Below are 18,339 nucleotides of genomic sequence, written 5' to 3'. Positions count from 1 at the left end.
TTTCGCTTGTCCTTACGTCTGGTCCGGGTGAAGCTGACCTCGGCTGTCGAAGGAGGACTGGGGTGGGCGAGACGAAGACCCTGCTCAGGATCGGTGCGCTGGCGCTGATGTGGGGTTCGAGCTTCTTTTGGATCAAGCTGGGGCTGGGGATGTTCTCGCCGGTTCAGCTGGTATTGGCGCGGCTGCTGCTCGGCGCCGCCATGCTGCTGGTGCTGTGCCGCCTGCAGCGGGCCCGGCTCCCGCGCGACCGCCGGACGTGGGGGCACCTGGCGGTGGCGGCGTTCTTCCACAACGCGCTGCCGTTCCTGCTGTTCGCGATCGGCGAGACGACGGTCGACTCGGGCATCACCGGCGTCCTCAACTCGACGACGCCGCTGTGGGTGCTGCTCGCCGCGCCGCTGATGGGGACGTCGTCCCGGATGACGGGGGTGCGGCTGGCCGGCCTGGTCGCGGGCCTCGGCGGGATCCTGCTGATCTTCGCGCCGTGGCAGGCGTCGGGCCTGCTGAGCTGGGGTGCGCTGGGCTGCCTCGCGGCGGCGGCGAGCTACGGCTTCGCGTTCGTCTACGAGGGCAAGTACCTGTCGGACCCGTCGGTGTCGCCGTACGCGACTTCGGCCGGCCAGATGGTGCTGGCCAGCGGAATGCTGGTCCTGGCGCTGCCGGCGGGTGGGTTCGCGCCGGTGCACGTTTCCGCAGGACCGCTGCTGGCGGTGCTGGTGCTGGGCATCGGGTCGACGGGGATCGCCTTCGCCCTGAACTACCAGCTGCTGGCCAGCGAGGGCGCGGTGGCGGCGTCAGTGGTCGGGTACCTGCTGCCGGTGGTTTCGGTACTGCTCGGCGCGGTGTTCCTCGGCGAGCAGCTGCACCTGCGGGTGATCGCGGGCATGGTGATCGTGCTCGGCGGGGTGGCGCTGACGCGGCTCCCGAAGCGCGCGCCGACGGCGGCACCGGTCATGGAACGGGTCTAGACGAGCCGGCGGTCGGAGGCCCAGCGGGAGAGCTCGTAGCGGTTCGAAAGCTGGGTCTTCCGCAGGACGCTCGACACGTGCGTCTCCACCGTCTTCACCGAGATGAACAGCTCCGACGCGATCTCCTTGTACGCGTACCCGCGCGCCAGCAGCCGCAGGACGTCCCGCTCGCGAGGCGTCAGCAGGTCCAGCTCGGGGTCGTTGATCGGCGCCGAACCCGGGCGGTCGGCGAACGCGTCGAGGACGAAGCCGGCCAGCCGCGGCGAGAACACCGCGTCGCCGTCGGACACGCGGACCACCGCGCGGACCAGTTCCTTCGACGAGATCGTCTTCGTCACGTAGCCGCGGGCGCCCGCGCGGATGACCGCGATGACGTCCTCCGCCGCGTCCGAGACCGACAGCGCCAGGAACACCACGTCCGGCAGCTCCGGGCGGACGCGGCGCAGCACTTCGGCGCCGCCGCCGTCGGGCATGTGGACGTCGAGCAGCACGACCTGGGGCTTCGTGCGGGCGATACCGGCCACCGCTTCGGCGACCGACCCGGCCTCGCCGACCACGCGGACCTCGTCGGTGATCGAGTCGAGCTCGGTACGCACCCCGGCGCGGAACAGCGCGTGGTCATCGACGAGGAACACCTTGACCGGTTCACGCTGGTTGTCCGTCACGTCGTCGAGCATAGCCGCCTCACGCCGCTCCCTTTCCCGCTTTCACCGGCATGGCGAGCTGCACTTCGGTGCCCTCGCCCGGCGCCGTCCGGACCTTGCACGTGCCGCCGTGCCTGCTCATCCGGCCACGGATCGAGTCGGCGAGGCCGTGGCGGTCGTCCGGGACGAGGTCGGGGTCGAAGCCCTTGCCGCGGTCGCGGACGAACACCGTCACCGACGTCGGCTCGACCTCGGCGTACACGCTGACCTCGTCGACGCCGGCGTGCTTGGCCGCGTTGACGATGGCTTCCCGCGCGGCCTGGACGAGCGCCACCAGCGATTCGTCCAGTTCGGCGTCGCCGACGACGACCTGGCCGACCGAGATCGCGAAGGTGTCCTCGACCTCGCCGCACGCCGTCGCGAGCGCTTCGGACAGCTGGCCGGTCGCCGCTTCCTCGACGTTCTCGGCGGGCTTGCCGTAGCCGTTGGGGCCGTAGAGCCAGCCGCGCAGCTCGCGCTCCTGGCTGCGGGCCAGCCGCGCGACCTCGCGGGGCTGTTCACTCTGCTTCTGGATCAGCGCGAGGGTCTGCAGCACCGAGTCGTGCAGGTGGGCGGCGATCTCGGCGCGTTCGTCGGTGCGGATGCGGGCCTTGCGCTCGTCGGAGAGGTCCCGGACCAGCCGCAGCCAGAACGGCACAGTCAGCACCGCGACCCCGATCAGGGTGGCGATGACGGCGATGAGCGCGAACTGGACCTGGTCGAGGCTGCCGCTGCGGAGCACGACGACGCCGATGCCGGTGATCACCAGCGCGACGCCGGCGACGATCCGGATGGCGGCCGACCAGCCGCCCCCGCCGAGGAACGCCCCGGCGAAGCCGTCCTTCGCGCCGACCTTCCAGCGGCGACGCTGCGACTCGTCGGCCTCGCGCCAGACGACCGCGGCACCGATCATGGCGACGGCCAGTGGCACCGCGACCCAGCCGCTGATGAACCCGGTGAGCGTCCCGCTGGCGACGGCGAGGCCGACGCCCAGCGCGATCAGCCCGAACGCCTGCTGGCGTTCCTTCGGGGTCGGCGCGTCCGCGGCTTCTTCGGACTGCTGCTGGACGAACACCCAGAGGAGGCCGTAGGCGAGCAGCCCGGCGCCGTTGAGCGCGGCGAGCAGCGCGAAGGCCGTCCGCACCCAGACGACCGGCACGCCGAGGTGATCGGCGAGCCCCCCGGCGACGCCGGCGATGGCCCGCCCCGACCGGCGCCGGAACATCTTGGGCGCGGCCGGTTCCGTGGTGGCGATCGCCTGCTCGGCGGTGACGTGGTCGAGGGACTCCTGCACGCCGTCCATGGTCACACGCTCCGGAGTGCGGTTCCATCGGGGAAACCCCTGATCCGGTGGAAGACTGCCGATCATGCCTGCATCGCTGGACGGCCGCGTCGCGCTGGTCACCGGAGTCAGCCGCCGAGCGGGGATCGGCCACGCGATCGCCGGAGGGCCGGGCGAGCTCGGCGCCACCGTCTTCCGCCACCACTACGCACCGCACGACCGGGAACAGCCGTGGGGCGCGGATCCCGCCCGGCCCGCGGGGCTGGAGCTGGAGCTGGCGGCGCGGTGAACGCGGTCAACCCCGGCCCGGTCGACACCGGCTACGCGCCCCCGGACGTGCACGAGGCGATGCGGCGCCGGTTCCCGCGAGGCCGGTGGGGCACGCCGGAAGAAGCGGCGAAGCTGGTGGGCTTCCTGGCGACGGACGACGCGGACTGGATCACCGGCCAGACGATCAGCTCCGAAGGCGGCTTCCGCCGCTGAGCGCGACCCCCGTCTCCCCTCGGGGAAACCTCAGGGACCATCCCGGATGTCCCGCCGCCGCCGGTGTCGCATGCTTCTCGGTATGAGTGGTGCGAGCGAAACCCGGTCGCCGAAGCCGGGTGCCCTGAACGGCTTCGAGGAGACCGTCAAGGACTTCTGGGTCAGCCGGCCCCGGCGGCCGCACTCCGGGCGGAAGCTGGCCGGGGTGGCCGCCGCCATCGGGCGGCGGTACGGGGTCGATCCCGTCGTCGTGCGGATCGCCTTGGTGGTCACGACGATCTTCGGCGGCTTCGGCGTTCCCTTCTACCTGCTGGGCTGGTTGTTCCTGCCCGGCGAGAGCGACGAGGTCTCCGGCTTCGAAAGCCTCATCGGGCGCGGCCGGTCGTCGGTGTCGCCCGCGTTCGCCGTCGTGCTCATGGTCCTCACCGTCGTCAGCGCCGGGGGCTTCCTCAGCGGCTCGTGGTTCGACGGCGGCGGGCTGATCAGCTTCGCCCTCATCGCCACCGCGCTCTACCTGCTGCACCGCAGCCGCGGCCACGAGAACCGCCCCGCGCCGGTCGCCGCACGGACGTCGTACCCGGCCTTCACCGAAAACGGAGCCTTCACCATGACCGACACCGCCGAGGCGCCGTCGCCGGCGCGGGGCTGGGATCCCCTGGCCGCCGACCCGGCCGGCTGGGACCTGCCCGACGCCCCGCCCGCCCCGGAGCCGCCGCCCGTCACGCCACCGCAGCCGTCGTACCGGGCGCCGCGGCGGCGGCACCGGTCGAAGGCCGGCTCGGTGACGTTCGCGCTCGCCGTGCTGACCGCCGGGGCCGGGGTGCTGGCCGGCCTCGACGGCGCCGGCTGGTTCTCCGCGCAGCACATCATCGGCCTGGTGCTCGGCGTGGTCGGGATCGGCCTGGTCACCGGCGCCTTCACCGGTGGCGGGCGCGGCCTGATCGGCCTGGCGATCCCGCTGTCGATCGCCGGGATGGTGCTGACCACGGCGCCGTTCCACGACCTCAACGTCCGTGGCGGCGTCGGCGACTCCGGCGAGACACCGCAGTCGGTGGCCGCCGTGAAGCCGCTCTACCAGCACGCCGCGGGCGAGTACGAAATCAACCTGGCCGGGGTGCCGGCCGGCGCGCCGTACACGACGACCGTGTCCAACGGCGCGGGCGACACCACGGTCATCGTGCCGGAGACCGCCGACGTCACCTTCGACTGCCGCACCGGGGCCGGCGAGGTCTCGTGCTTCGATCACCGGAGCGAGGGCGTCAGCCAGGACGCCGTGACCGGGACGGACACCGGCAGCGACGGCGTCGGCGGCCAGCAGATCACCCTGAAGGTGTCGAACAGCTTGGGCAATGTGGAGGTGCGACGTGGCTGAGCAGAACCCTTACGCCTACGACGAGACGACCGGCACCGAGCCCGCTCCGCGCGGGGGCCTCAACGTCTTCACCCTGATCGTCGGCGTCGCGACGCTGCTGGTGTCGGCGTACGTCCTCTCCGACGGCGCCAGCTGGCTGCCGCCGTTCGACTTCCGCTGGGTGATCGCCGGCGGCGCGGTGTTCGTGGGGCTGCTGCTGCTCGGCGCGTCGTTCGGCGGCAAGCGGCGGCGCTGACCCACCGAAATCCCTCGAGGCCCCGGATCCCACGCCGGGGCCTCGAGCCCTGTTCAGGGCGAGGTCATTCCCACTCGATGGTGCCCGGCGGCTTGGACGTCACGTCCAGTACCACCCGGTTGACCTCCGCGACCTCGTTGGTGATGCGCGTGGAAATCCGCTCGAGGACGTCGTAGGGCAGGCGCGTCCAGTCCGCGGTCATCGCATCCTCCGACGACACCGGCCGCAGCACCACCGGGTGCCCGTAGGTCCGGCCGTCGCCCTGGACGCCGACGCTGCGGACGTCGGCGAGCAGCACCACCGGGCACTGCCAGATGGTGCGGTCCAGCCCGGCCGCCGTCAGCTCCTCACGCGCGATCAGGTCCGCCGCACGCAAGGTGTCGAGGCGCTCCTGGTCGACCGCGCCGATGATCCGGATGCCCAGACCGGGGCCGGGGAACGGCTGGCGCTGCACGATCGTCTCCGGCAGCCCCAGCTCCAGGCCGACCCGGCGGACCTCGTCCTTGAACAGCAGCCGCAGCGGCTCGACCAGCTCGAACTGCAGGTCGTCCGGCAGGCCGCCGACGTTGTGGTGGCTCTTGATGTTGGCCGTGCCCTCGCCGCCACCGGACTCGACGACGTCCGGGTACAGCGTGCCCTGGACCAGGAACTTGTAGTCGCCCTGGGCCTTCAGGTCGCGCTCGGCCTGCTCGAACACGCGGATGAACTCGCGGCCGATGATCTTGCGCTTCTGCTCCGGGTCGGTGACGCCGGCCAGCGCGTCGAGGAAGCGCTGCCGGGCGTCGATGGTGACCAGGTTGACCCCGGTGGCGGAGACGAAGTCCTGCTCGACCTGGGTGCGCTCGCCCGCCCGCAGCAGGCCGTGGTCGACGAACACGCACGTCAGCCGGTCGCCGATGGCGCGCTGGACCAGCGCGGCCGCGACGGCGGAGTCGACCCCGCCGGACAGGCCGCAGATCGCGCGGCCGTCGCCGATCTGGTCGCTGATCCGCTGGACCTGCTCCTCGACGATCGACGACGTCGTCCACTGCGGCTCGATGCCGGCGATGTCGCGCAGGAACCGGCGCAGCACCTCCTGGCCGTGCGGCGAGTGCGCGACCTCCGGGTGGTACTGGACGCCGGCGAAGCGACGCTCGACGTCCTCGAAGCCGGCGACCTCGGCGCCGTCCGAAGACGCCGTGACGACCGAGCCCTCCGGGGCCTTGGTGACGCTGTCGTTGTGGCTCATCCAGGCGGGCTGGTGCGCGGGCAGGCCGGAGTGCAGGACCCCGCCGTCCCCGGTCACGCGGACCTCGGTGCGGCCGAACTCGCGGACACCGGTCGGCTCGACGACCCCGCCGAGCGCACTGGCCAGCAGCTGGTGGCCGTAGCAGATGCCGAACATCGGCACGCCCGCTTCGGTGAGCTTCGGGTCCATGCCCGGGGCCCCTTCGGCGTACACGCTCGAAGGGCCGCCGGAGAGGATGATGGCCGCGGGGTTCTTCGCGAGGATCTCTTCGGTGGACGCGCTGTGCGGGACGACCTCCGAGTAGATCTGTGCCTCGCGGACGCGCCGGGCGATCAGCTGCGCGTACTGCGCCCCGAAGTCCACGACGAGAACCGGACCGGTGGGACTGGGCACCTGGCGACCTCCTGCGACGGTGGGATAGGCCTCCATCGTCCCAGGTGGGCCGGGTCACCCGGATTCAGGGCCGGTCCTGTCCTCGATCGGGCCTACGGTGCCCGGTATGGCTGTGAACTGGACGAAGGAACTGACCGACCAGCTCGACTTCCACTGGAACTTCCTGGTGCACCGGAAGCTCGAAGGGCTCACCGACGACGAGTACTTCTGGCAGCCGGTCGCGGGCTGCTGGACCGTGCGGCCGAGGAAGTCGGACGACGAACCCGGCACCGGCCCGTTCACCATCGACTTCGCCTTCCCGGAGCCGACGCCGCCGCCGGTCACGACGATCGCCTGGCGGCTCGGCCACATCCTCGTCGGCGTGCTGGGCGCGCGGATCGGGGCGCACTTCGGCGGCGCGCCGATCGGCTACGAGACCTACCCCTACCCCGGGACCGCCGTCGAGGCGCTCGCCGAGCTCGACAAGCTCTACGCGCAGTGGGTCGAAGGGGTGAAGTCGCTCGACGAAGAGGCCTTGGCCCGGCCGTGCGGACCGGCCGAGGGCCCGTACGCGGAGTACCCGATGGCCACCCTGGTGCTGCACATCCACCGCGAGCTGATCCACCACTGCGCCGAAGTCCTACTCCTGCGCGACCTCTACCGGAGCCGGTAGCAGCGCGAAGCCCAGCGCGAGCCCCAGCAGCAGCGGCAGGCCGTGGTTGTCGTGCGCCAGCGTGTCCACCACGGCCAGCACCGGCGCGGCGAAGGCGATGACCCGGAACTGCACCGGCAGCACCACGCCGTAGCGGCGCGAAGCCACCATGACGACCGCCGCCAGGCCGCCGATCAGGCCCACCACGCACATCGAGTTGCCCGCGCCGACCGGGTTGAGCCAGACGTAGCTCATGAACTGGCCGAAGAGGCCGCAGCCGAAGTACAGCAGCAGCCACCGCGCGCGGCCGAACACGCGCTCGGCGACCGCGCCGAAGAACGCCAGCCAGAGCAGGTTGGACGTCAGGCCGAAGGTCCAGCCGTCCTGGAAGAACATGCCGGTCACCAGGCGGTACCACGCGCCGGCGTCGATGCGGGCCGCGTCGCGGACGACCGCGTCGTACAGTGGCGGGTGCACCAGCTGGGCGATCCCGCACGCCAGGGTCACCGCGAACACCGCGGCCGTGAGGATCGGGCGGCGCGGTCCGGTGGCGAGCGCCCCGAACGGGTGGCGAGCTGCGGCGCGAGCGGTCATGACCGAAAATCTAGGGGCGCCGCGGCCGCCGCACCCCCGCCGTTTGTCACGAGAACCACAGCCAGGAATGCCGTCTCCTCGCCGCCGGTCTTACTTAGGGAAGCTAACGAAAGGACTTGCATGCGAGCGACAGTCATCTACGGCGCCGGCGACGTGCGGGTGGAGACCGTGCCCGACCCGAAGCTGGTGGAGCCGACCGACGTCATCCTGCGGGTCGTCCGGTCCTGCATCTGCGGCAGCGACCTCTGGCCGTACGCCGACATGGCGCCGAGCGAGCACGGCCGCCGCATCGGGCACGAGTTCCTCGGGATCGTCGAGGAGACCGGCGCGGACGTCACCACCGTCACCAAGGGCGACCTCGTCATCGCGCCCTTCGTCTACTCCGACAACACCTGCCGGTTCTGCCGCGAAGGCCTGCAGACCTCCTGCGTGCACGGTGGGTTCTGGGGCGCGAAGGGCGTCGACGGCGGCCAGGGCGAAGCCGTGCGCGTGCCGCAGGCCGACGGGACGCTCGTCAAGGTCCCGCACACCGAGGACGACGGGCTGCTCGCGTCGCTCCTCACGCTCTCGGACGTCTTCCCGACCGGCCACCACGCCGCGACGAAGGCGCGGGTGACCGCGGGCCAGAACGTCACCGTGATCGGCGACGGCGCTGTGGGACTCTCCGCGGTCCTCGCCGCGAAGCGCCTCGGCGCCGAGCGGATCGTCCTCATGGGACGCCACCAGGCGCGGACCGACCTCGGCCGCGAGTTCGGCGCGACCGACGTCGTCGCCGAGCGCGGTGAGGAAGGTATCGCGAAGGTGCGTGAGCTGACCGGCGGCGACGGCACCCACGCCGTCCTCGAATGCGTCGGCACGAAGCCCGCCTTCGAGATGGCCGTCGGGGTCGTGCGGGCGGGCGGCGCGGTCAGCCGCGTCGGCGTCCCGCAGTACGAGGAGGGCCCGATCGGCCCGGCGCTGTTCCGGCGGAACATCACCGTCACCGGCGGGGTCGCCCCGGCGCGGCACTACATCCCCGAGCTGCTGCCCGACGTCCTCGAGGGCAAGTACCAGCCCGGCAAGGTCTTCGACCGCACGATCGGCGTCGAGGAAATCCCCGGCGGCTACCGCGCGATGGCCGACCGCGAAGCGCTGAAGGTGCTCATCCGGCCGTGACCCGTCCGGGTGGGGGTCCGCCGGTCGCACCCCCACCCCGATTATGTTGGTACGCATGGACATGATCACCCCCGAGCCGCGCCCCGCCTGGATCGCCGGGCGCCCGGAGCCGGGCGCCACCACCCTCGTCGTGCACCACCCGTACGACGGCAGCGAGGTCGCCACGGTCGCCGTGCCCGGGCCGGACCAGGTCGAACGCGCGGTGGCCGCCGCGGCGGCGGTCGCCAAGGAGTTCCGGCGCAGCCCCGCGCACCTGCGCGCGGGCGCGCTCGACCACGTCTCCCGCGTGCTCGCCGCGCGGGCCGAGGAGATCGCCGAGGTGATCACCGCCGAAAACGGCAAGCCGCTCAAGTGGGCCGAAGCCGAGGTCAAGCGCGCGGTGTCGGTGTTCCGCATCGCCGCCGAGGAGGCCCGCCGCTTCACCGGTGAGGTCCAGCGCCTCGACACCGACCCGGCCGGCGAGGCCCGGCTGGCGCTGACCCGCCGCGTCCCGCGCGGGCCGGTGCTCGGCATCGCGCCGTTCAACTTCCCGCTCAACCTGGTGGCGCACAAGGTCGCGCCGTCGCTGGCGATCGGCGCGCCGATCATCGTCAAGCCCGCGCCGCGGACGCCGTTGTCGGCGCTGATCCTCGGGGAAATCCTGGCCGAGACGGACCTGCCGGAAGGCGCGTTCTCCGTGCTGCCACTGGGAAACGAGCAGACGCAGGCGCTCGTCGCCGACCCGCGGCTGCCGGTCGTGTCGTTCACCGGGTCCGGCCCGGTCGGCTGGTCGCTCAAGGACGCCGCGCCGCGCAAGCACGTCGTGCTCGAGCTCGGCGGCAACGCGGCGGCCGTCGTGCTGCGCGACTGGCCCGACCCCGAGGGCGCCGCGCACCGGATCGCCACCTTCGGCAACTACCAGGCCGGCCAGTCCTGCATCGCGGTGCAGCGGGTGATCGTGGACGCCGCCGTGGCCGACGAGTTCGTGCCCGCGCTGGTGGAAGCGGTCGAGGCCCAGCGGACCGGCGACCCGTACGACCGCAACACCGACGTCGGGCCGGTGGTCGACGAAGCCGCCGCCGAGCGGATCGTCGCGTGGATCGGCGAGGCTGTCGAAGCGGGCGCGAAGGTGCTCACCGGCGGCACCCGCGACGGCGCGACCGTCGCCCCGACACTGCTCGCCGACGTCCCGCCGGACACCAAGGCGTGGAACGAGGAGATCTTCGGCCCGGTCCTCGCGGTGTCTGTTGTGGACGGAGTGGACGAGGCCTTCCGCTCGGTCAACGATTCGGCGTACGGCCTGCAGGCCGGCGTCTTCACCACCGACGTCCAGCTGGCGTTCCACGCGTCGGCCGAGCTGGAGGTCGGTGGCGTGATCATCGGCGACGTCCCGTCCTACCGCGCCGACCAGATGCCCTACGGCGGCGTGAAGGGCTCCGGCGTCGGCCGCGAAGGCGTGCTCGCGGCGATGCACGATCTGACGGAGGAACGCGTCACCGTCTTCACCGGCATCGACCTCTAGTCCATCCATGCCCCCGCCACCACCCTCAACGGAGGAGCTTCGCTCCGCTGATCAACTAACGACGCCCTGCCCGAACCGGAAGACGTTGTTGGGGTCGTACTTGTTCGCGACGTCCTGCAGGCGTTTGGCGTTGTCGCCGTAGTAGGCGGCCTTCCAGTCGGGCAGGGCCGGGTCGATGTAGTTGACGTACCCGCCGTCCGCACCGGCCGCGGCGAGTCCCGCGACGACGTCACCGACCGCCTGCGCGACCTTCGTCCGGGTCTTCGTCGTCGCCTGCGCGTAGACCTGGACGCTGGCCAGCGCGTCGCGGTGCCAGAACGCGGTGGCGTTCTTGGCCGGCCCGGCCACCGCGCCGCCGAGACCGTCGATGAGCAGGTCCATGCCCGCCCGGCCGTCGGCGACCGCGACGACCTTCGCGGCGTCGACCGGGGCGGTGATCATCCGCGAGGAGGCGACGAACGACTGGCGGTTCGAGCTGCCCTCGAAGTACTTCATGGCGCCGAGGTAGTCCAGGGTCTTCACCACGCGCTGCGTCGGCCGGGCGCCGGCGTTGGTGGTCAGGTTGTTCAGCAGCGTGTTGAGCCCGGCGGCGCCTCCGACGTAGCAGCCGCCGACGCGGCACTGCACCGGCGACCCGCCCGAGAGCACCAGGTTCGCCCAGAGCTCCGGCGGCATCGCGGCGATCCACTGCTGCCACGCGGCGAGCACGCCGCTCGCGGACCCGTCCGGGAAGCGCAGCGAGAACACCGTCAGCGCTTCCGGCGCCGGATCGGTGTCGAAGGTGAACTCGGTGACGATGCCGAAGTTGCCGCCGCCCCCGCCGCGCAGCGCCCAGAACAGGTCCGGTTCGGAACTCGCGGACGCGGTGAGCGTCCGGCCGTCGGCGGTGACGATCTGGGCGGAACTCAGGTGGTCGCAGGTCAAGCCGTACTTGCGGGCGAGCACGCCGATGCCGCCGCCGAGGGTCAGCCCGGCGATCCCGACCGTGGGGCAGGTCCCGGCGGGCAGCGCGCGCCCGGCCCTGGCCAGCGCGGCGTAGACGTCCGTCAGCTTCGCACCGGCGCCGATCACGGCCTTGCCGCCCTGGACGTCGATCTTGTTCAGCGCGGCCACGTCGATGACCAGCCCGCCCACCGGCACCGAGTAGCCGGCGTAGCTGTGGCCGCCGCTGCGCGCGGCGATCGCGACACGTCCGGCGGCCGCCTGCAGGCAGGCCTGGACGTCCTTGGCGCTCGACACGGTCGCGACGGCGACCGGGTTGTTGCCGTCGAACAGCTGGTTGAAGCCGTGCTTGGCGGTGTCGTAGCTTTCGGAGCCCGGACGCAGCAGGCCGCCGGTCAGCCGGGGGCGCAGCTCGTCCCAGTTCGGCGGCCCGGTGGGCAGCCGGGTGGCCGTCGGGGTCGACGTCGGGTCCACCGGGGCCGTCGAGGCGACCGGGGCCGCGGGGTTCTCCGGCCCGCACGCGGCGGCGACGGCGCCGGCGGCCGAGACGCCCGCGATCCGCAGGAACGTCCGGCGGCGGACGCCGGGCCGCCCCTGGTCGTGCTCACTGTCCACAGCGGACTCCTCGGGGCCGGGACGCCCAGTGTAGAGCGGGCGCAAGGCGCTCACCGGGCGGAGCGGGCCGGTCACGCCCAGGCGGGGAGCCGGGGGACGTCGCCGTCGAGGGCGGCGCCGTCGGAACGCCCGCTGAGCCAGGCCAGCAGCTCCCCGGCCGACCCGCGGACGGTCGTCTTCGGAGCGGAGCCCATCGTCCACGCGAATCCGTCGGTGGCCAGGTGCAGGGCCGGCAGGTGGGCGCCGCGCGAGGTGACGGCGTGCTGGACGACGTCCTCGGTGAGCGGGCCGAGCAGCGCGAGCACGCGGTCGAGGTCGTAGCCGCGGTCGAGGTCGGCGAGGTGGATGGTCAGTTCCGACAGCCGCATCCGCGCCACGACGGCCCCGGTGACGGGCGCGCCCTGCCGGTTGCGGGCCTCGCGCGCCCAGGCGTCGTCCGGCATCGCGGCGGCGTACTGCTCGAACCGCCCGGCCGACGCGACGAAGTCCGCGAGCAGGTCGGCGGCCGGGCGCTGGGCGCCGGCTTCGATGTCCCGCTCGCGGGCCTCGGCACTGGGGTACATCTGCGTCTCGACGCCGGTGTTCGCCCAGACCAGCAGGTTCTGCAGGCCGTCGGCGTTGCGGGCGACGTGCGTGAGGACGTGGGCGCGCGACCAGCCGGGCAACGCGCTGGGGGCGCGCAGCTCGGGTTCGCCGAGGCCGCCGATGGCCCGCGCCCATTCGTCGTCGAGCTTCCGGATGCCGTCGAGCAGTGCGTGTGCCTTCTCGGATGCCGTCACGGCCCCGAGTCTAGGAGGAACGACGCAGGGCGGCGGGGGCTTCGGCCGGGACGGCCGGGTTCTTCGGCGCGATCGGCTCCAGCCGCGCGTAGGGCACGTCCTGCGCCGGGCGCAGGTCCTCCTCGCCCTTGTTCGGCCAGAAGGAGAACGCACGCTCGGCCTGGGCGGTGATCGTCAGCGACGGGTTCACGCCGAGGTTGGCGGTGATCGCGGCGCCGTCCACCACCGACAGGCCCGGGTAGCCGAACACGCGGTGGTACGGGTCGATCACGCCCTCGTCGGCCGTCGCGCCGATCGGGACGCCGCCGATGAAGTGCGCCGTCAGCGGGATGTCGAAGATCTCGCCCCAGGTGCCGCCCGCCATGCCGCCGATGTGCTCGGCCGTGCGCTCGTTGGCCTCGTGACCGGCCGGGATGAAGCTCGGGTTCGGTTCGCCGTGGCCCTGCTTGGACGTGTACTTGCGGCGGCCGGACAGCCCGCGCTTGGTGTAGGTGGTGATCGAGTTGTCCAGGCTCTGCATCACCAGCAGGATCACCGTGCGCTCGCTCCAGCGGTAGCCGTTGAGCAGCTTCGCGGCCTGGACCGGGTGCTTGAGCATGAACGTGACGGCCTGCCGCCAGCGCGGCACCGGCGAGGCGCCGTCGGTCGCGATCGTCTGCAGCAGGCTCATCGCGTTGCTGCCCTTGCCGTAGCGGACCGGCTCGATGTGGGTGTTTTCGTCCGGGTGGATCGACGAGGTGATCGCGACGCCGCGGCTGAAGTTCCGGCTCTCGTCGACGTCGGTCCGGGCCGCGCCGATGATGGCCTCGGAGTTCGTGCGGGTCAGCTCGCCGAGCCGCCGCGAGAGCTGCGGCAGCCGTCCGGTGTCCTTCATCCGGTGCAGCAGGTTCTGGGTGCCCCAGGTCCCCGCGGCGAAGACGACCTTTTCGGCCGTGATCGTCGTGCGGAACTTCTTCGAGGTCGTCCCGGTCTTCTTGAGCGAGATCTCGTAGCCGCCGTCGATCGGCGTCACGGCGGTCACCGTGGTGAGCGGGATGACCTGCGCGCCGTCCTGCTCGGCGAGGTAGAGGTAGTTCTTGACCAGCGTGTTCTTCGCGCCGACGCGGCAGCCGGTCATGCAGGAGCCGCATTCGGTGCAGCCGGTGCGGGCCGGGCCGGCGCCGCCGAAGTACGGATCGGCGGCGCGCTCGCCCGGCTTGCCGAAGTAGACGCCGACCGGCGTCGGGTGGAACGAATCGGCGACCCCCATGTCCTTCGCGACCTCGCGCATCACGACGTCCGACGGGGTGATCGTCGGGTTCGTGACGACGCCGAGCATGCGGCTCGCCTGGTCGTAGTGCGGGGCGAGCTCGGACTCCCAGTCGGTGATGTGCGCCCACTGCCGGTCGCGGTAGAACGGCCGGAGCGGCCGGTACAGCGTGTTCGCGTAGACGAGCGAGCCGCCGCCGACACCGGCGCCCGCCAGCACCATGACGTCGTTGAGCATGTGGATGCGCTGGATGCCGTAGCAGCCGACCTGCGGTGCCCAGAGGTAGCGCTTGAGGTCCCACGACGTCTTCGCGAACTCGTCGTCGGCGAACCGGCGGCCCGCCTCGACGACGGCGACCCGGTAGCCCTTCTCGGTGAGCCGCAGCGCCGCAACGCTGCCGCCGAACCCCGACCCCACCACGACGACGTCGTAGTCGGGGCCACCCGCGCTGGTGGTGGTGTTACTGGCAGTCACACCTGGAGCGTAACTCCGGCCCGGCGTTCTGACCAGAGGTAAGTTACCGGCCAGTTACGCTTGTCCGACGACAATAGTGGGTAATCTCAACAGTGGTCGATGTCCACGTCGGCGAATCACCGCCGGGCGGGACACAAGGGCGGGAGACACCACGATGAGCCCACGAACGCTCACCGGTTGGCGCAAGTCGAGCCACAGCCACTTCGAAGAGAACGCCTGCGTCGAGATCGGCACCGGCCCCGGCATCGTCGGGGTCCGGGACACCAAGCAAGCGGTGCCCCGGCCGGTCCTCGTCTACTCCGCGGCCGCTTTCGCCGCGTTCCTCGGCCACCTCACCGGCGGACGGTGAGGCCCACCCGCTGGAACTCCTTGAGGTCCGAGTAGCCCGTCTTCGCCATCGCCCGGCGAAGGGCCCCGAACAGGTTCACCACGCCCTCTGCGTCCGACGACGGCCCGAACAGCAGGGTCTTGAGGTCCACGGCGTAGTCGGGGCCGGCCGCCACGCGCGAACGCGGCAATGACGGGTGCGCCGCGGCCGCCGTCCAGTACAGGCCCTGACCGGGCGCGTCGGAGGCGGCGGCCAGCGGGGAGCCGAGCATGACGGCGTCCGCGCCGCACGCGATGGCCTTGGCGATGTCGCCCGACACCGTCATGCCACCGTCGGCGAGCACGTGCACGTACCGGCCGCCCGTCTCGTCGAGGTAGTCGCGGCGGGCGGCCGCGGCGTCGATGATCGCGGTGGCCATCGGGACGCCGATGCCGAGCACGCGGTCGGTGCTCGTCACGCCCGGCGTGTAGCCGTGGCCCACGATGACCCCGGCCGCGCCGGTGCGCATGAGGTGCATCGCGGTGCGGTAGTCGCTGACGCCGCCGGCGATGACCGGGACGTCGAGGCGGCCGATGAACTCCTTGAGGTTCAGCGGCTCGGCGTCGCGCTGGACGTGCTCGGCGGAGATGATCGTGCCCTGCACGACGAGGATTTCGACGCCGGCCGCGATCAGGTCCGGGGTCAGCTCGGCGGCGTGCTGCGGGCTGACCCGGGCAGCGACCGTGACGCCGGACTCGCGGACGGTCTTGATCGCCTCGGTCAGCAGGTCGAGCCGGATCGGCGCGGCGTGCAGCTCCTGCAGCACGCGGCCGACCGCGGTCGGGTCCTCGAGGTCCTCGGCCGCGCGGACCAGCTGGAAGATGGCGTCCTCGACGTTCGCGTGCCGCGCCCAGAGCCCTTCGGCGTTGAGCACGCCCAGACCGCCGAGCTCGCCGACGGCGACCGCGGTGCCGGGCGAGACGATCGCGTCGGTCGGGTGCGTGACGAGCGGCAGGTCGAAGCGGTAGGCGTCGATCTGCCAGGACGTGGACACCACCGAGGACGAGCGAGTGCGCCGCGACGGCACGATCTCGACGTCGTCGAGGTCATACGCCCGCCGCGCGGTGCGGCCCATCCCGATCTCGACCAGGTCCCGCACGTGAAGCCTCCTCCGCCGACGACAATCTGCCGTGCCCCATTGTCGCCAGTCCGCGTGGGTGACCTGCGCACGGGGGTCTACACCCGCACGAACACGACGACCGGCGCCAGCAGCGCACCCAGCGCCAGGGCCAGCCAGGTCGCCACCGGCGGGTAGACGTTCAGCCGGACCGCGCCGAAGTACACCGCGCCCAGGGCGAGCAAGGCCGTGGAGATCAGCAGGACCGGCCGCACCACGCCGGAGCGCAGGTCGACCACGCCGCCGCCCGCGCGCAGGTACGCGATGCTGCCGTCCGCCGTCGACACGTCGAGCGTCACCGGCTGGCCCGACGGCAGGTCCAGGCCAGGGTCCACCGCGGTGACGCGGTAGTGCCGGTCGCCGGCGTCGACCGCGATGGTGTGGCTCACCGCGTCCTCGTTGCCGCCGACCGGGAGCTCGCCGCGCGCGTGGGACACCACGTGGCCCTCCACGCGGTACGTCGGTGCGTCGCGCCCGGCCAGCACCTGGCACATCAGGCACACCACACCGCCGAGCAGCAGCGACACGAGGGCGACGGCCGTGAAGAACACCTTGCGCAGCACGCGGGTGAGCCGGTCGGCCGTCATGTGTCCTAGTGCACACCACCATGGCCACGCAAGGCGATAGACCGATTACCGTAAGCACGCTAGGTCACGGTGACTCAGCGAGAAGCCCGCACTTCGGACCGGGTCCGGAGTGCGGGCCGCCTGCTTGCAGTAGCGGAAAAGATCGCCCTGGCTAGCGGGTCGTGTAGTTCGGCGCCTCGACCGTCATCGTGATGTCGTGCGGGTGGCTCTCCTTGAGCCCGGCCGCGGTGATCCGGACCAGCTGCGCTTCCTGGAGCTGCGCGATCGTCTCGGCACCCGCGTAGCCCATCCCGGCGCGCAGACCGCCGATCAGCTGGTGCACGACGTTCGACAGCGGCCCGCGGAACGGGATCCGGCCCTCGATGCCCTCGGGGACCAGCTTGTCCTCGTTGAGCACGTCGTCCTGGGCGTAGCGGTCCTTCGAGTAGGACTTGCCCTGGCCGCGGGACTGCATCGCGCCCAGCGAGCCCATGCCGCGGTAGACCTTGAACTGCTTGCCGCCGACCAGGATCAAGTCGCCCGGCGACTCGGCGGTGCCGGCCAGCAGGCTGCCCAGCATCACCGTGGACGCGCCGGCCGCGATGGCCTTCGCGATGTCGCCGGAGTACTGGATGCCGCCGTCGCCGATCACCGGGATGCCCGCCGGCCGGGCGGCCTGGTCGGCTTCGTAGATCGCCGAGATCTGCGGCACGCCGACGCCCGCCACGATCCGGGTGGTGCAGATGGAGCCGGGGCCGACGCCGACCTTGATGCCGTCCGCACCCGCGTCGACCAGCGCCTGCGCGCCGGCCCGGGTCGCGACGTTGCCGCCGACGATGTCGACCGACTCGCCCAGCTCCTTCTTCAGCAGCGAGACCGTGTCGACGACCGCGCGGGAGTGCCCGTGCGCGGTGTCGACCATCAGCACGTCGACGCCCGCTTCGGCGAGCGTCATCGCGCGCTTGTGCCCGTCGACGCCCACGCCGACCGCGGCACCGACGATGAGCCTGCCGTCCGGGTCCTTCGTCGCCTTCGGGTACTGCTCGGTCTTCACGAAGTCCTTGACCGTGATCAGCCCGCGCAGCTTGCCCGCGCCGTCGACGATCGGCAGCTTCTCGATCTTGTGCCGGCGCAGCAGGCCGAGCGCGGCGTCCGCGGACACGCCGACCTGGGCGGTGACCAGCGGCGCCTTTGTCATGACCTCGGACACCGGGCGGCTGTGGTCGACCTCGAACCGCATGTCCCGGTTGGTGATGATGCCCACCAGCGTCCCGGCCGCGTCGGTCACCGGCACGCCGGAGATGCGGAACTTCGCGCACAGGGCGTCGACCTCGGCCAGCGTCGCGTCCGGCGCGCAGGTGACCGGGTCGGTGACCATGCCGGCCTCGGACCGCTTGACGACCTCGACCGCGGCGGCCTGCTCGTCGATCGGCAGGTTGCGCTGGAGCACGCCGATGCCGCCCTGGCGGGCCATGGCGATGGCCATCCGCGCCTCGGTGACGGTGTCCATCGCGGCGGACACCAGCGGGACGCCGAGGGTGATGTTCCGGGTCAGCCGGGAACGCGTGTCGACGGAGCTCGGCACGACGTCCGATTCGGCCGGCAGCAGCAGCACGTCGTCGAAGGTCAGGCCGAGCATGGCGAACTTGGCCGGAACGGGGGCGGTGGTGCCGTCGCTGGTCATGCGGGTGAAGGGCCTTCCTGG

General features: G+C 72.1%; 19 protein-coding genes. 9 read left to right on the top strand and 10 right to left on the bottom strand.

All coding sequences use genetic code 11. The annotated features are described in order from the left end of the window. Nucleotides 1–62 precede the first annotated feature (62 nt). Complete coding sequence (locus ISP_RS04010; RefSeq protein WP_013222702.1) at nucleotides 63–968, top strand: DMT family transporter; 906 nt, start codon at nucleotides 63–65, stop codon at nucleotides 966–968. On the opposite strand, the gene ISP_RS04005 is transcribed toward ISP_RS04010, so the two are convergent. Both ISP_RS04005 and ISP_RS04000 read right to left on the bottom strand, forming a co-directional pair. After that, nucleotides 965–1,645: a response regulator gene (locus ISP_RS04005; RefSeq protein WP_013222701.1), complete on the bottom strand. Its 681-nt coding sequence runs from the start codon at nucleotides 1,643–1,645 to the stop codon at nucleotides 965–967. The genes ISP_RS04010 and ISP_RS04005 overlap by 4 nt on opposite strands. Nucleotides 1,646–1,652: 7 nt before the next feature. Then, nucleotides 1,653–2,960 (bottom strand): ATP-binding protein, encoded by a 1,308-nt coding sequence (locus ISP_RS04000; RefSeq protein WP_013222700.1) that lies wholly within the window; start codon nucleotides 2,958–2,960, stop codon nucleotides 1,653–1,655. Nucleotides 2,961–3,018: 58 nt separating this feature from the next. Here ISP_RS04000 and ISP_RS03995 point away from each other — a divergent pair, with 58 nt between their 5' ends. From ISP_RS03995 to ISP_RS03980, 4 genes are all read left to right on the top strand, one after another. After that, nucleotides 3,019–3,222 carry a 3-ketoacyl-ACP reductase gene (locus ISP_RS03995; protein ID WP_013222699.1) on the top strand — a complete coding sequence of 68 codons (204 nt, stop codon included), beginning with the start codon at nucleotides 3,019–3,021 and terminating at the stop codon, nucleotides 3,220–3,222. Next, nucleotides 3,219–3,416 (top strand): SDR family oxidoreductase, encoded by a 198-nt coding sequence (locus ISP_RS03990; protein ID WP_013222698.1) that lies wholly within the window; start codon nucleotides 3,219–3,221, stop codon nucleotides 3,414–3,416. Before ISP_RS03995 ends, ISP_RS03990 begins: the two co-directional genes overlap by 4 nt. A gap of 82 nt (nucleotides 3,417–3,498) precedes the next feature. Next, nucleotides 3,499–4,788: a PspC domain-containing protein gene (locus ISP_RS03985; RefSeq protein WP_013222697.1), complete on the top strand. Its 1,290-nt coding sequence runs from the start codon at nucleotides 3,499–3,501 to the stop codon at nucleotides 4,786–4,788. Next, complete coding sequence (locus ISP_RS03980) at nucleotides 4,781–5,023, top strand: hypothetical protein (RefSeq protein ID WP_013222696.1); 243 nt, start codon at nucleotides 4,781–4,783, stop codon at nucleotides 5,021–5,023. The genes ISP_RS03985 and ISP_RS03980 overlap by 8 nt, the downstream gene beginning before the upstream one ends. Nucleotides 5,024–5,087: 64 nt before the next feature. Here the strand turns inward: ISP_RS03980 and guaA are convergent, their stop codons facing one another. After that, nucleotides 5,088–6,644, bottom strand: coding sequence for a glutamine-hydrolyzing GMP synthase (guaA, locus tag ISP_RS03975; RefSeq protein ID WP_013222695.1), 1,557 nt, complete (start codon nucleotides 6,642–6,644; stop codon nucleotides 5,088–5,090). A gap of 106 nt (nucleotides 6,645–6,750) precedes the next feature. Here guaA and ISP_RS03970 point away from each other — a divergent pair, with 106 nt between their 5' ends. Further along, the gene (locus ISP_RS03970) at nucleotides 6,751–7,296 is read left to right on the top strand and encodes a DinB family protein (protein WP_013222694.1); all 546 of its coding nucleotides are present in this window, start codon (nucleotides 6,751–6,753) and stop codon (nucleotides 7,294–7,296) included. On the opposite strand, the gene ISP_RS03965 is transcribed toward ISP_RS03970, so the two are convergent. Next, nucleotides 7,264–7,869 carry a rhomboid family intramembrane serine protease gene (locus ISP_RS03965; RefSeq protein ID WP_013222693.1) on the bottom strand — a complete coding sequence of 202 codons (606 nt, stop codon included), beginning with the start codon at nucleotides 7,867–7,869 and terminating at the stop codon, nucleotides 7,264–7,266. The two genes, ISP_RS03970 and ISP_RS03965, sit on opposite strands and share 33 nt — an antisense overlap. A 120-nt stretch (nucleotides 7,870–7,989) precedes the next feature. On the opposite strand from ISP_RS03965, the gene ISP_RS03960 reads away from it, so the two are divergent. Beyond that, nucleotides 7,990–9,024, top strand: a complete 1,035-nt coding sequence (locus ISP_RS03960; protein WP_013222692.1) for a zinc-dependent alcohol dehydrogenase family protein — start codon at nucleotides 7,990–7,992, stop codon at nucleotides 9,022–9,024. Nucleotides 9,025–9,079: 55 nt separating this feature from the next. Next, nucleotides 9,080–10,525, top strand: a complete 1,446-nt coding sequence (locus tag ISP_RS03955; protein WP_013222691.1) for an aldehyde dehydrogenase family protein — start codon at nucleotides 9,080–9,082, stop codon at nucleotides 10,523–10,525. A gap of 51 nt (nucleotides 10,526–10,576) precedes the next feature. Here the strand turns inward: ISP_RS03955 and ISP_RS03950 are convergent, their stop codons facing one another. From ISP_RS03950 to ISP_RS03940, 3 genes are all read right to left on the bottom strand, one after another. Continuing rightward, nucleotides 10,577–12,082, bottom strand: coding sequence for an FAD-binding oxidoreductase (locus ISP_RS03950; protein WP_013222690.1), 1,506 nt, complete (start codon nucleotides 12,080–12,082; stop codon nucleotides 10,577–10,579). 71 nt (nucleotides 12,083–12,153) lie between these two features. Next, nucleotides 12,154–12,861, bottom strand: a complete 708-nt coding sequence (locus ISP_RS03945) for a maleylpyruvate isomerase family mycothiol-dependent enzyme (RefSeq protein ID WP_013222689.1) — start codon at nucleotides 12,859–12,861, stop codon at nucleotides 12,154–12,156. A 10-nt stretch (nucleotides 12,862–12,871) separates the two neighbouring features. Beyond that, nucleotides 12,872–14,584, bottom strand: coding sequence for a GMC family oxidoreductase (locus ISP_RS03940; RefSeq protein WP_013222688.1), 1,713 nt, complete (start codon nucleotides 14,582–14,584; stop codon nucleotides 12,872–12,874). 154 nt (nucleotides 14,585–14,738) lie between these two features. Between ISP_RS03940 and ISP_RS03935 the strand changes: the two genes are divergently transcribed. Next, complete coding sequence (locus tag ISP_RS03935; RefSeq protein ID WP_013222687.1) at nucleotides 14,739–14,933, top strand: DUF397 domain-containing protein; 195 nt, start codon at nucleotides 14,739–14,741, stop codon at nucleotides 14,931–14,933. On the opposite strand, the gene ISP_RS03930 is transcribed toward ISP_RS03935, so the two are convergent. From ISP_RS03930 to guaB, 3 genes are all read right to left on the bottom strand, one after another. After that, the gene (locus ISP_RS03930) at nucleotides 14,917–16,050 is read right to left on the bottom strand and encodes a GuaB3 family IMP dehydrogenase-related protein (protein ID WP_013222686.1); all 1,134 of its coding nucleotides are present in this window, start codon (nucleotides 16,048–16,050) and stop codon (nucleotides 14,917–14,919) included. The two genes, ISP_RS03935 and ISP_RS03930, sit on opposite strands and share 17 nt — an antisense overlap. Nucleotides 16,051–16,127: 77 nt before the next feature. Continuing rightward, nucleotides 16,128–16,655, bottom strand: a complete 528-nt coding sequence (locus ISP_RS03925) for a hypothetical protein (protein ID WP_013222685.1) — start codon at nucleotides 16,653–16,655, stop codon at nucleotides 16,128–16,130. A 151-nt stretch (nucleotides 16,656–16,806) separates the two neighbouring features. Then, nucleotides 16,807–18,318 (bottom strand): IMP dehydrogenase, encoded by a 1,512-nt coding sequence (guaB, locus tag ISP_RS03920; protein WP_013222684.1) that lies wholly within the window; start codon nucleotides 18,316–18,318, stop codon nucleotides 16,807–16,809. Nucleotides 18,319–18,339: the final 21 nt, after the last annotated feature.

The sequence above is a fragment of the Amycolatopsis mediterranei genome (assembly GCF_026017845.1).
GTDB lineage: Bacteria > Actinomycetota > Actinomycetes > Mycobacteriales > Pseudonocardiaceae > Amycolatopsis > Amycolatopsis mediterranei.
Note: the sequence above shows the minus strand (reverse complement) of the source record. Positions and strands in the feature narration are given on the sequence as shown.